Source organism: Parablautia sp. Marseille-Q6255, assembly GCF_951230155.1.
Taxonomy (GTDB): domain Bacteria; phylum Bacillota; class Clostridia; order Lachnospirales; family Lachnospiraceae; genus Choladousia.
The window spans coordinates 88,709-101,052 of record NZ_CATNVD010000016.1 but is presented as its reverse complement, the minus strand read 5'-3'; the positions used below and the strand labels follow the sequence as shown (position 1 = coordinate 101,052).

Below are 12,344 nucleotides of genomic sequence, written 5' to 3'. Positions count from 1 at the left end.
TCCTTACCTTATATAAAATGAGTATAGAGCTTCAGGTCGCAATGCCGCTCGAAAATGCTTTGCATTTCCTCGCTCACGGGCATTCGCCCTATGAATCCAGCTGCCGTCTCTCGCGTCTGCAAGCAGCCGGAGATCCGTTCGATGGATTCGCACTGCCGTTACTTTTGTACATAGAGCTTCAGATCGCAGTGCCGCTCGAAAATGCTCTGCATTTCCTCGCTCACGGGCATTCGCCCTATGAATCCAGCTTCCGTCTCTCGCGTCTGCAAGCAGCCGGAGATCCGTCCGATGGATTCGCACTGCCGTTACTTTTGTACATAGAGCTTCAGGTCGCAGTGCCGCTCGAAAATGCTTTGCATTTCCTCGCTCACGGGCATTCGCCCTATGAATCCAGCTTCCGTCTCTCACGTCTGCAAGCAGCCGGAGATCCGTCCGATGGATTCGCACTGCCGTTACTTTTGTACATAGAGCTTCAGGCCGCAGTGCCGCTCGAAAATGCTCTGCATTTCCTCGCTCACGGGCATTCGCCCTATGAATCCAGCTTCCGTCTCTCACGTCTGCAAGCAGCCGGAGATCCGTCCGATGGATTCGCACTGCTCATTGCTTTCGTGAACATTGTATCGTATATTTTGGGTTTTGAAAACTGTAAGTTGTCTTATATTTTGAGGGAATGTCCTCAAAACGGGATTTTGCAAATTTTGTTTGCCAGATTCAGACGTTTTTGTGTATAATTGTAACTGGCAAATGGGAAGCCTGAACGAAAATTATCAAAGATTGATTTGGAGGAAATATGAAATTTATAGAAGCGTTCCGTGAAGGGGACAAGGTAAATGATGTATATCTGTGCAAGTATAAACAGATGGCGACAGCGAAAAATGGAAAGGCATATGAGAATGTGATTTTGCAGGATAAGACTGGAACGATCGATGCGAAGATCTGGGATCCGAATTCTTCCGGGATCGGTGAGTTTGATGCAATGGATTATGTCTTTGTCACAGGGGATGTCACAAGCTTTCAGGGGACGCTGCAGATGAGTATCAAGCGTGTCCGCAAGGCAGATGAGTCGGAGTATGTGGCGGCAGATTATCTTCCGGTCAGTGAGAAAAATATTGATGAGATGTACGGCGCGCTGATGCAGTACATGAAGCTGGTTGAGAATCCGTATCTGCAGAAGCTGATCCAGATGTATTTTGTAGACAATGAAGCCTTTATTGAAGCCTTTAAAAAGCATTCTGCAGCGAAGACGGTGCATCACAGCTTTGTGGGCGGTCTGCTGGAGCATACACTTGGCGTAGTGCGGCTGTGTGTATTTTATGTGGAGCAGTACCCGTATCTGAACCGCGATCTGCTTCTTACCGCAGCGCTCTTTCATGATGTCGGAAAGCTAAAAGAGATATCCAATTTCCCCGAGAATGATTATACGGATGACGGGCAGCTTCTTGGACATATCGTAATGGGATCTGAGCTGGTTGGCTTTGGCTGCCGCCATATTAAGAATTTCCCCAAAAGGCTGATCAGTGAGCTTCAGCACTGTATTTTGGCACATCATGGCGAGCTGGAGTTTGGATCGCCGAAAAAACCGGCGCTTGCCGAGGCAATGGCGCTCAATTATGCAGATAATACGGATGCAAAGCTTGAAACTATGAAGGAGATCTTGAAGGGCGCCGGAGAAGGCCATGAGTGGATCGGATTTAACAGACTGTTTGAGTCGAATTTGAGAAGGAGTACACAGCTGTAGTCCCGTCGGATGGGCTGCAGGGAGAAAACATGCTGTGGTTCTGCACAAAATTACAGACCGGTGCAAAGAATGGGTGAATCTCCGGAACGGTCAGAGCGTGAATTCGAAAAATAGAAAGACGAGGCAGAAAATGATAAAGAAAGATGACATCGTAACAGTGACGATTGAAGATATGAGCAGTGAAGGACTGGGAGTCGGGCGAAGCAGTGGCCTGACTCTTTTCATAAAGGATACCGTGATCGGCGATGTGGCAGAGGTCAAGGTCATGAAGCTGAAAAAAACGTATGGCTACGCACGCCTGATGACTCTGATCAAACCAAGCGCCGACCGGATCGAGGCGCCGTGTCCTGTGGCAAAGCAGTGCGGAGGCTGTCAGATCCAGGCGATGAGGTATGAGGCCCAGCTTCGTTTTAAGGAAAATAAGGTGCGCAGTAATCTGATGCGAATCGGTAAATTTGACTGTCCTCCGATGGAGCCGATCATTGGGATGGAAGAACCATTTCGTTACCGCAATAAAGCTCAGTTTCCAATCGGGAAGAATCGGGACGGACAGCTGATTGCCGGGTTTTATGCGGGGCGTACGCATGCGATCATTGAGTGTAATGACTGTCTGCTCGGTGCGCAGGTGAATAAAGAGATCCTGGATCGGGTGCTTGCACATATGAGGCAGTACAATATTTCTGCGTATGATGAAGCAACCGGAAGGGGACTGGTGCGTCACGTGATGACACGCGTTGGCTTTGCCACCGGTCAGGTTATGGTATGTATTGTAATAAATGGTGATACGCTGCCCCGTGCCAAAGAACTGGCAGACAGTCTGGCGAAGCTTCCGGGGATGACGGGTATCCTTCTTAACGTAAATAAAGAAAATACAAATGTCATCATGGGCAAAAAAGTAAAGCTGCTCTGGGGACAGGAATATATCGAGGATACGATCGGCGGTGTGCGTTTCCGCATTTCTCCGCTGTCTTTTTATCAGGTCAATCCGTGTCAGACCGGGAAGCTTTATGGCAAAGCGCTTGAATATGCCGGTCTTACCGGGGCAGAGACAGTCTGGGATCTGTACTGTGGTATCGGGACAATCTCACTCTTTCTTGCCAAGAAGGCAAAGCGCGTTTATGGTGTAGAGATCATACCGGAGGCAATACGCGATGCAAAACAGAACGCAGAATTAAACGGAATGCAGAACGCAGAATTTTTCGTTGGGAAGGCGGAGGATGTTTTGCCTGAAAAGTACGAGAAGGACGGCATTTTTGCAGATGTGATCGTAGTCGATCCGCCGCGCAAGGGCTGCGAGGAGAGTGTGCTTGATACGATGATTAAAATGCAGCCGAAGCGTATTGTGTATGTAAGCTGTGATTCTGCGACACTGGCGCGGGATCTGAAATATCTGTGTGAGCGCGGGTATCAGTTGGAGAGAGTGTGTCCGGTTGATATGTTTGGCAACAGTGTGCATGTGGAGACGGTTGTTCTTTTGTCCCAACAAAAACCAGATGACACGATAGAGATCGATTTAGACTTAGATGAGTTGGATGCAACCAGTGCAGAGACGAAAGCGACCTATCAGGAAATCAAAGATTATGTGCTGAAAGAATTTGGCTTGAAGGTTTCAAATTTATATATTTCTCAAATCAAAAGGAAATGTGGAATCGAAGTAGGAGAGAACTATAATCTGCCAAAGACAGAAAATCCAAAAGTGCCACAGTGTCCGAAAGAGAAGGAAGAAGCTATCAAGGCTGCCCTGAAATATTTTGCGATGATCTAAGGACATCGATGATTTCAAGGAGGAATAGCACATGAAAAGCACATTTGAAAAAATGGGTGGAACTTACACACTTGGCGCAGACGGAATTTACTATCCGAATCTTGTCAGTACAGATGAAGAACCGCATTATGGGAAATATGGAATGATGCGGAAAACGTATCTGAAAGAGCATCGTCCGGCAATGTATTCTCTGTATATGTTGGAAGACAGACTGGTGGAACATCTGAATCTTGTGGACGATGAAACACAGGAGAGAATGGATATTCTAGTGCGTCAGATGATGGAAAAGGAAGGCATTACGGAAGAAATGAAAGCTCGTGACCAGATGGAATTGGTCAGGGCTGTAAATAATATCCGAAATGTAGCAGAAGAGATTGTGTTAAAAGAATTAGTGTATATTTAAAGCGTGGAAAGCTCCTTCGGAAGCTTTTTACCGTTTCTACAAACAATTTTTTCACGTGCCGGAAAGCAATCTATTTACATGGAACAGATGCAGAGCGAGAAAATATTGGAAGGTTATGATTCTTGATAAGCTTTTTTGCTATTGCTCTTTTGAAGATGGTAAAAAAACAAGTGATATGGTAAAATAATACTATTAGATTGAACAGACAGAAATGAGGAAAGTTGATGAATTAAGAAATGTAATTGCAAATCAATTTGCCTGCGAATATAAGGCTTATGACTTTGGGAAAATCTGTAATGCATTCATTGATGGAAAGAGATTTGTCAAGGGTGTTTTCTCCACTAAAACACCCTTGTTTTTTATAAAAACTATGATGTATAAAACAAATATATTGCACTAAATTATAATATGGTCTTAAGTGCATTTACCAACACATCAATATGCTCTTTCTGCAAAATCAACGGAGGCAACAGACGAATTACATGTGAACCCGAGGGAATTACGATAATCCCCGCTTCTTGCAAAGCATTTATGAAGTGTGCAGCAGGCACAGACAGTTCAATGCCTTTCATAAGGCCCAATCCACGCACCTCTTTGATTACAACTTTTTGGGCAGCCAATTCAGATAACGCCTTATCCAGATAGAGCGTCATCGCCCTGACGTTCGCTAATATGTCATACTGTTGGTAAAACTGGAATACAGCAGTAACGGCTGCTGCTGCCAGAGGATTGGAACCGTAAGTTGTACCATGATCTCCTGCACGCAATACACCGGTCGCTGCCCCTCTGGTTCCAATTGCACCTACCGGAACTCCACATCCCAAAGCCTTTGCCGAAACAACAATATCGGGAACAATATCATACAATTGATACGCAAACATATTCCCGCTTCTACCCATGCCACATTGAATTTCATCCGAAACCATCAAAATTTCGTTCTCATCACAGAGCTTTCGAACTCCTTTGATGAAGTAATCAGTGGCAGGATAAATTCCGCCCTCTCCTTGTACTGTTTCCATGAAAATTGCACAGGTATTGTCAGTAATCAAACGTTTGACGTTTTCCAGATCATTGAAGTCAGCAAATTTAACATGGGCAAGCATAGGAGCAAAAGGTTTCTGGTAGGCTGCTTTTCCCGTTACCGATAATGCTCCCATAGATCTACCATGAAAGGATTTCTTCATGGCAATAATCTCTCCATTATGATTATTATGCTTCAAAAAATGATGTTTCTTAGCAATTTTAATTGCACCTTCAATGGCTTCCGTTCCAGAGTTAGTGAAAAACACCTGCTCCATACCTGATGCCTGATTAAACAGCTTTGCAGCTTCAATTGCCGGAACATTATAAAAAAGATTAGATGTGTGCAGCAGCTTTTCCATCTGTTCTTGCAGTGCGCGTGTGTAATTCGGATCGTGATATCCCAGGGCACACACACCGATTCCAGACCCGAAATCCAGATACCGTTTTCCCTCTGTATCATAAAGGTACATACCTTCTCCATGATCCAAGACAATAGGATAACGGTTATATACAGGAACAAACTGCTGATTTGCTTGTTCAATATAAGGATTCATTTCAGTCTTTTTCCTCCACCACTTCAATTTTAAACACATTGATCACATCCACATCTGGACAACAGAATACAATGGAGCCATCCGGTTGGCTGGGAAGTTTTCCGCCGTACCGCAGAATGTCAATGTAAGGGAAAGCCACATGCATGGCCATTGGACAGAGATTGCCTCTTTCGGTATCAAAGTCAAAGGTGTCTCCAATTTGATGACCACGATGACACCCCATATGACCTTTTTGATCAATTAAACTGATTTTAATTTTAGGCTTTTTCATCATTGATTTCCTCCAAAAATTGTTCAATGGGAATTCCCTTGTATTTATCAATATCATGCACATTGGCATAAATAATTTTTTCGAGTTGTCTCATTGCGATTTCTACGCTCTCTAAAAGCAGTCCTGATTTTAAATAATGCCCTACTACAATTGCCATAAAAATATCCCCTGTGCCCGGAAAACGCACCGGTATTTCATCATAAGGGAGCAAGACACACGAATTTTTCGGAGAGTTTTTTACAACAGTAAACATTCTTCCGTTAATGTTTGCGCTTGTAATCACAACCGATTTAGCACCAAGCATATGTAGTCGATTTGCGATTACTTCAATTTCCGCCTCAGAATAGGTGTTTTTAACTGTGTATCCGGATAAAAAACACGCCTCCGTAATATTGGGGATAATCACATCTGCAATAGAACACAACCGTTTCATATAAGTGACTGCTTGATCTGTCACACCATTGTATCGTTTTCCGTCATCCCCCATAATAGGGTCAACAAAAATCGAAGTACCTGATTTTTGTTGTTCTTTGCAATATTCATATATGAGACATGATTGTTTTTCTGACACAATAAATCCAGTACAGATTGCGTCGAAAGAAAACATGAGTTTCTTCCATACCAGAAGCGTATTTTCCATATATTCTGTTGTGTCCAAAATATCAAACTGCCCATAATCCAGAGTGTTGGAAACGAGTGCAGTCGGCAAATTGAAAGTTTCAAATTTCAAGTGAGATAAAACAGGAATCATGACAGATAAGGCGACCTTTCCATACCCCGCCATATCATTGACCAGTAAAATTCGAGTTTGCTTTTTATCTTCCATAGCCATACTCCCTCAGTAACTCAAATAACAAAGTCTGCACAGCATTTTTCCTGACTCTGTTTGAAAAATCTTCTGTAATGTGGTTTCTACTGTGTTCTTTCCCAGATTATCTTCATAAAAATTCACTAAAAAATCCGCTTCCACAAGAATCTGATAGTCAATCCCGTCTATATCTGTGTAAGTGTGATGATGGCCAACCAAATAGCAGATGCGTTCAATATCTGCTTCTTCAAACTTAAGCTTTTTTAACATTTTTCGAGCATATGCAGGACCTTCCTGCTCTTGCAATTTTCCATTACACCTTCCGTATTTTTCTTCTGACGGACGGATTCCGATATCGTGTACCAGTGCTGCACATTCGGCTAAAAACTGGGTGTGTTCATCCAGCTGTTCCATATGGCCAATCATCTGTGCAAAGCGATGCACCTTTATCAAATGGTGAATACGCTGGGGATCGTTTTGATTGAAAGCAATCATTTCTTGCGTTAAAAGATCGACTATTTTTTCCAGATTCATAAAGTCCTCCTATTTCACTTCCTCTTTTAAACAAAGTGCCAACAACTCTTTCCCTCCATCAGTTTGGAAAAGCCCTTTGATATATTCTGCTTTTTTTCGATCTGGGCGAGTTTCGTAACAGTTTACAATGAGATCTGCTTCTATCAGAAGCTGTAAAAGTTTGTTTTTGATATCATCGTAATCATGATGGCAGATAACTAAGTCGATAATTCTTGGAATATACGAGGGAAGGTAATTTGCTTCTTTTAAAAAACGAGTGACAAGAAGCGGAACTGCCTGCTTCTGATTATCTTGACTGGCATCCCCGTTATAATGTTCTTTACAATACTTGATTGCAATATCATGTAAAATCGCGGCTGCTTGTAGTATCTGCTGTTCTTCGACGGGAAGCTTCTCTTGCTCTCCCAATAATTTAGCCAATGCGTAAACCTTAAGGATGTGCTGTGTACGCCTGCTATGCCCTTCCTCATAGCACATTGCGTTATACAAGAGATGAGTTTCATCGTTTATCACGTTGACAATCATCCTTTCATGAAAAGATTTTAATATCTTTTTATAGAATATAACATTACAAACGGGTCTTGCGTTGCGCTTGCAACATATAATTCAAAATGCTATACTTTAAATTAGGAAAGGAGGGACAGCATGAGGCTTGATATTGAACAACTAACCTTACTTCCTATTTTCAAAGGCATTCGTGAGGAAGATCTTCCGGCAATGTTGACCTGCCTGGGAAGTTTTCAGAAAAAATATCAGAAAGATGAAGTTATTTTTTTGGAAAGCAATGAAGTCAGAAATGTTGGTATTATATTGTCTGGAACTGTGCATATGGTCAAGGATGACTCCGAAGGCTATCAAACACTTCTTGTTGTAATGAAAGAGAATGAACTATTTGGGGAATCATTTTCCTGCGGAAGTCATTTAGATGCACAGGTCAGCTTTTTGACTGCTGCACCTTGTGAAGTTTTGTTTTTGCCCTTTCACAAAGTCATCCATTCCTGTAAGATGAGCTGCACCTTCCATCATCGGCTGATTGAGAACATGGTCCAGTTGATTGGAGATAAAAATGTCCAGTTGATGCACAAAATTGAAGTGATTTCCAAAAAGACACTTCGAGAAAAAATATTAGCATACTTACGACAACAGGCTATGGAGCAGAGCAGCAAACAATTTACAATTCCTTTGGGACGGCTCGAATTGGCTGAATACCTGTGTGCTGATCGTAGTGCAGTGACCAGAGAATTGTCCTATATGCAGCGAGATGGTCTAATTATTTATGATAAAAACACATTTCAGCTGCTATAATAAAAAAGCACAGATCTTTATGTTGTAAATAGGAAAAACCTGTTTGAGAAAATATTGGGGGTTACTCATATTTTTAAAATTCCATAAGGTCCCAATTAGCTCATTGGCACAATCCAATTAAAAAAGAATCCATGTTGCGCACGCAACATGGATTCTTTTTTGTTGTGCGCCTGGCGGCGCACGTTTCTAACGGGTGCAAGTCCCGAATTCGCCCGGTAGTGGGAAGGATATAGCCGAAGGCAAGGGTGTCCATCGTGAGATGGAATCTGAAGGAAGCCAGATGTGGGAAACTTACTAACCCACGGGCAAACCTCTGGTCTGACGGACAGAAATCGCATATAAGGCTGTACATGAGGGTAAGTCTGCAAGACAAGATGAAGCCCGATAACTACACGGAATCATGTGCAGTAAATGCGGCAGATGGATGGAGGGAAAGAAACGTGTGGTACCCAGGGAGGTCTGTACGGAACGCTCTGAAAAGAGTAACCGTTATCGGAAGGTAACGCTGAACGTACAGAAGTCAGCAGAGGCCATAGTAGTTGATTTTTTTTCAGCGAAGGGCTGAATCAATAGGAGTCTTTCGTACGACTGGGAAAGGAGGAATGGGCAGAATGGGTACAGAAAACAGAGAAAGCTGCTCACAAAGAGATAGCGCGGAACGCAAAGGGTATGTGAGAGCGCACCGCTCATTCAACCGGATATGGAAGGAAAGGGACAGTGCAGAGCCAGATATCCTAAGTAAGATACTGAATAAGGATAACCTGAACAGAGCTTACAAAAGAGTGAAGGCGAACAAGGGAGCGCCAGGAGTTGATGGGATGACTATTGAAGCGGCGTTACCATGGTTGAGGGAGAATAATCACGAACTGGTAGAAAGAATCAGGAAGGGGAAATATAGCCCTTCCCCAGTCAGGAGAGTGGAGATCCCGAAGCCGGATGGAGGGACAAGAAAGCTAGGAATCCCTACTGTCATAGACCGCATCATCCAACAGGCCATGGCACAGCAGCTGATGCCAATCTATGAACCTCTGTTCTCGAAGGACAGTTATGGCTATCGTCCGGGTCGAGGGGCAAAAGACGCTGTCAGGAGGATAAAAGAGTACATCGAGCAGGGATATACGAGGGCAGTCGTCCTCGACCTGTCGAGATACTTTGATACGCTGAACCATACGATACTGCTGAACCAGTTGAGGAAACAGGTAAAAGATGAAAGAGTGGTACAGATGGTAAAGCGATATCTGAAGAGCGGAGTGATGGAAAACGGTGTTGTAACAGAGACGGAGGAAGGCTCCCCGCAAGGAGGAAATCTATCTCCACTCTTAGCAAACGTGTATCTGAATGAATTCGACTGGGAGTTTCACAGGCGGGGTGTGCCATGCATCCGCTACGCAGACGATATCGTACTGCTGGCGAAAAGCGAACGGGCCGCAGAGCGACTGCTGGAATCCAGCACGAAATATCTGGAGGAAACGTTGAAACTGAGAGTGAACCGGGAAAAGAGCCGGACAGTCAGTGTATTCGCAATCCGAAATTTTAAGTTCCTTGGCTTCTGTTTTGGGAAGAACGGAAAAGGAATCTATATCCGAGTCCATGGAAAGTCATGGGAGAAAGCCAAGGATGAACTGCGCAGGCTCACTTCCCGGAGCAAGTGCGGAAGTGTCGTCCGAACTATGGAAAAGGTAAAAGTCTACATGAGAGGATGGCTAAACTATTATGGGATAGCGGATATGAAGAACAATATCGAAAGCGTGAACGGATGGCTGTACCGCCGGATACGGATGTGTATCTGGAAACAGTGGAAACTGCCAAAGACCAGGAGGAGAAAGCTGATAGGACTGGGGTTATCAGAGTGGGCAGCATGCGAAGGAGCATACAGCAGAAAATCCTACTGGAGGATGTCTAACACGGGTGTGGTCAAAAGAGCATTAACAAAAGAAAGACTGATAAACTGGGGCTTCTATGATTTAGCCACAGCCTATCAGTCTCTGCACATCAACTATTGAAACCGCCGTGTACCGAACGGTACGCACGGTGGTGTGAGAGGACGGCGGCTAATCACCGCCTCCTACTCGATTATGTTACACTTCGTATAGTTATTATGAATTCATATGAGCATAAGGAGGAAAATATATGGGCTTTCATGTTACCAATATGCAGCTGAGTGCATTATTTCAGACATGGCAAACCAATTATGACATCTATGCTCCCCGTAATTTTTCCGGCGGTGGGCGCTTTTCGGACACAGACTGTATCCGATACGGAAAAATCGACTGTGTGGATGAGATCGTATTCGATAAGAAGTCGGAGTATTCCTTCAAGGAGATTCTGACCCCCATTTCCCAGACACTGTTTTTCTTTACGGAAGGCGAAACCAAAGAAGCAGATGCTCCCAAGAAAGGAGCGGTCATCTTCCTGCGCAGCTGTGATTTCCACGCCCTCAAGCGACTGGACGATATGTACCTGCACAACGGCCCTGCTGATTACTATTATCAGCGCCTGCGGGAGAATATCAAAATCGTACTGATGGGCTGTGCACATTCCTTTGAAAATTGCTTCTGTGTCAGCATGGGTACCAATGTCAGCACCAACTATGACATGAGCATTGATCCCCAGCCGGACGGTACTTACCTGGTGGATTGCAAGGATGAGGCATGGACACAGCAGCTGGAGACTGCGGAGGTTCCTCGGTTGGAGGTTATTCCGAACCATGTGGAAGAAAACGATGTCACCGTGAAAATCCCGGAACATCTGACCGCAGAGGTCGCCAAAAGCACCATGTGGAAGGAATACGACAGCCGCTGCATCAACTGCGGACGCTGTAACTTTGTGTGTCCCACCTGCACCTGCTTCACCATGCAGGATCTCTTTTACAGTGAGAACGGCAAAGTAGGAGAACGCCGCCGTGTCTGGGCCTCCTGTATGGTGGACGGCTTTACCGATGTGGCCGGAGGCGGCAGCTACCGAAAGAAGAACGGAGAACGGATGCGTTTCAAGGTGCTGCATAAGGTGCTGGACTACAAGCAGCGCAACGGCTATCACATGTGTGTGGGCTGTGGCCGGTGTGATGATATCTGCCCGGAGTACATTTCGTTCTCGGGCTGCATCAATAAATTGGACAATGCTATGGCGGAGGTGACCGAGCAATGATGAAAAATGATTATATCCCGTTTCCCTCTAAGATTTTGGAGGTCATCCGGCACACGGAGATTGAGTATACCTTCCGTATGGAATTTCAGGGAGAAGTCAAGCCGGGACAGTTTTTTGAGGTATCCATCCCTAAGTACGGAGAGGCGCCCATCTCGGTCAGCGGCATTGGGGAAAACTTCGTAGATCTAACCATCCGCCGGGTGGGCAAGGTCACGGGTGAAGTGTTTGAGCGCTATGTAGGTGATACGCTTCTGCTGCGCGGCCCTTATGGAAATGGGTTTGATGTATCCGATTATATGGGCAAGGACATTATTGTCATGGCTGGCGGCACTGGTCTGTCTCCAGTCCGTGGTGTAGTGGATCATTTTTCTAAGCACCCTGAGCAGCGAGGTCATATGACCCTGATCGCAGGCTTTAAAACACCCCATGATATTCTTTTCCGCGATGATCTGAAGCGTTGGGAAAAGAACATGGACGTCATCCTTACGGTAGACTGTGCTGAAGAAGATGTAGCCTGCCATGTAGGACTGGTCACCCAGTACATCCCTCAGATTCAACTGGGCGACGTGCAGAATACCGTTGCTGTCGTAGTCGGTCCTCCCGCCATGATGCGTTTCTCTGTGCAGGGATTACTGGGCATTGGTCTGCCGGAGGAAAATATCTGGATCTCTCAGGAGCGTAAGATGTGCTGCGGCCTGGGAAAATGCGGACACTGTAAGATTGGCGATACGTATGTCTGCCTGGATGGTCCGGTGTTCAACTATACCAAGGGGAAGTTCCTGGTGGATTGAGGAGG

The 12,344-nt window shown here is 44.9% G+C and carries 14 protein-coding genes; 9 read left to right on the top strand and 5 right to left on the bottom strand.

Annotated features, from left to right (window positions below):
* Positions 1-17: 17 nt before the first annotated feature.
* From QOX44_RS13500 to QOX44_RS13485, 4 genes are all read left to right on the top strand, one after another.
* The gene (locus QOX44_RS13500; RefSeq protein ID WP_283683756.1) at positions 18-731 is read left to right on the top strand and encodes a hypothetical protein; all 714 of its coding nucleotides are present in this window, start codon (positions 18-20) and stop codon (positions 729-731) included.
* Between the two features lie 59 nt (positions 732-790).
* Positions 791-1,738: a 3'-5' exoribonuclease YhaM family protein gene (locus QOX44_RS13495; protein ID WP_283683754.1), complete on the top strand. Its 948-nt coding sequence runs from the start codon at positions 791-793 to the stop codon at positions 1,736-1,738.
* A 130-nt stretch (positions 1,739-1,868) separates the two neighbouring features.
* Positions 1,869-3,503 (top strand): 23S rRNA (uracil(1939)-C(5))-methyltransferase RlmD, encoded by a 1,635-nt coding sequence (gene rlmD / locus QOX44_RS13490; RefSeq protein ID WP_283683752.1) that lies wholly within the window; start codon positions 1,869-1,871, stop codon positions 3,501-3,503.
* Between the two features lie 31 nt (positions 3,504-3,534).
* A complete protein-coding gene (locus tag QOX44_RS13485) occupies positions 3,535-3,906 on the top strand; it encodes a TnpV protein (protein ID WP_283683750.1) in 372 nt (123 codons plus the stop codon).
* A gap of 401 nt (positions 3,907-4,307) precedes the next feature.
* On the opposite strand, the gene QOX44_RS13480 is transcribed toward QOX44_RS13485, so the two are convergent.
* Genes QOX44_RS13480 through QOX44_RS13460 form a run of 5 tightly spaced genes read right to left on the bottom strand, consistent with a single transcriptional unit; the run spans position 4,308 to position 7,609 of the window.
* A complete protein-coding gene (locus QOX44_RS13480) occupies positions 4,308-5,483 on the bottom strand; it encodes an aspartate aminotransferase family protein (RefSeq protein ID WP_283683748.1) in 1,176 nt (391 codons plus the stop codon).
* A gap of 1 nt (position 5,484) precedes the next feature.
* The gene (locus tag QOX44_RS13475) at positions 5,485-5,754 is read right to left on the bottom strand and encodes a TIGR04076 family protein (RefSeq protein WP_087415762.1); all 270 of its coding nucleotides are present in this window, start codon (positions 5,752-5,754) and stop codon (positions 5,485-5,487) included.
* Complete coding sequence (locus tag QOX44_RS13470) at positions 5,741-6,580, bottom strand: pyridoxamine kinase (protein WP_278697778.1); 840 nt, start codon at positions 6,578-6,580, stop codon at positions 5,741-5,743. The genes QOX44_RS13475 and QOX44_RS13470 overlap by 14 nt, the downstream gene beginning before the upstream one ends.
* Positions 6,581-6,592: 12 nt before the next feature.
* Positions 6,593-7,096, bottom strand: coding sequence for an HD domain-containing protein (locus QOX44_RS13465; RefSeq protein WP_022068805.1), 504 nt, complete (start codon positions 7,094-7,096; stop codon positions 6,593-6,595).
* A gap of 9 nt (positions 7,097-7,105) precedes the next feature.
* Entirely contained in the window at positions 7,106-7,609 is a 504-nt protein-coding gene (locus QOX44_RS13460) for an HD domain-containing protein (protein ID WP_283683743.1), read from the bottom strand.
* Positions 7,610-7,741: 132 nt separating this feature from the next.
* On the opposite strand from QOX44_RS13460, the gene QOX44_RS13455 reads away from it, so the two are divergent.
* From QOX44_RS13455 to asrB, 5 genes are all read left to right on the top strand, one after another.
* The gene (locus tag QOX44_RS13455; protein WP_022068804.1) at positions 7,742-8,401 is read left to right on the top strand and encodes a Crp/Fnr family transcriptional regulator; all 660 of its coding nucleotides are present in this window, start codon (positions 7,742-7,744) and stop codon (positions 8,399-8,401) included.
* Positions 8,402-8,825: 424 nt separating this feature from the next.
* Complete coding sequence (locus QOX44_RS13450) at positions 8,826-8,966, top strand: hypothetical protein (protein ID WP_283680641.1); 141 nt, start codon at positions 8,826-8,828, stop codon at positions 8,964-8,966.
* Positions 8,967-9,012: 46 nt separating this feature from the next.
* On the top strand, positions 9,013-10,404 hold the full coding sequence (ltrA, locus tag QOX44_RS13445) for a group II intron reverse transcriptase/maturase (protein WP_283681000.1): 1,392 nt from the start codon (positions 9,013-9,015) through the stop codon (positions 10,402-10,404).
* 127 nt (positions 10,405-10,531) lie between these two features.
* Positions 10,532-11,548: an anaerobic sulfite reductase subunit AsrA gene (gene asrA, locus QOX44_RS13440; RefSeq protein WP_283683739.1), complete on the top strand. Its 1,017-nt coding sequence runs from the start codon at positions 10,532-10,534 to the stop codon at positions 11,546-11,548.
* Positions 11,545-12,339 carry an anaerobic sulfite reductase subunit AsrB gene (gene asrB / locus QOX44_RS13435; protein ID WP_331488405.1) on the top strand — a complete coding sequence of 265 codons (795 nt, stop codon included), beginning with the start codon at positions 11,545-11,547 and terminating at the stop codon, positions 12,337-12,339. Before asrA ends, asrB begins: the two co-directional genes overlap by 4 nt.
* Positions 12,340-12,344: the final 5 nt, after the last annotated feature.